General features: G+C 43.4%; 1 protein-coding gene. It reads right to left on the reverse strand.

The genetic code is table 11. The features are described from left to right. Positions 1 to 218, reverse strand: a 218-nt coding sequence (locus QWI17_RS18155) for an HD domain-containing protein (RefSeq protein WP_368045366.1), incomplete at its 3' end; no start/stop codon positions are given. Between the last annotated feature and the right edge of the window lie 155 nt (positions 219 to 373).

Below are 373 nucleotides of genomic sequence, written 5' to 3' on the forward strand. Positions count from 1 at the left end.
GGAATTCCGATTTTGCCGATGTCATGAAATTTTGAACTGATGCGCAGAGCGCTTATATCACCTTCAGATAACCCCGCGGCTTTAGCCAGTTCAGTCGCCATGGTTTGTACCCGATCAGAATGCTCCAGCGTTGACTTATCCCTAAAGCCCAGCGCTGTTGCTAAAGCTTTGGTGCGGCTCTCCAAAGCTTGATAAGTGAATTTTTCAGTCTGGCTCATGCCAGTTTCTTCGTGATTATCGACTTAAAAGTCGTACTTCTATACAAATAGTAGTCTTTAACCATTCGTCGTTTTATATCGTTCTCTGAGATAGAAACTTTGATCGTCCTGAATAAATCCATACCTGAAGCTTGAAAGGTTGCCAGTGCTTAACC

The organism is Gilvimarinus gilvus (genome assembly GCF_030518155.1).
GTDB classification, from domain to species: domain Bacteria; phylum Pseudomonadota; class Gammaproteobacteria; order Pseudomonadales; family Cellvibrionaceae; genus Gilvimarinus; species Gilvimarinus gilvus.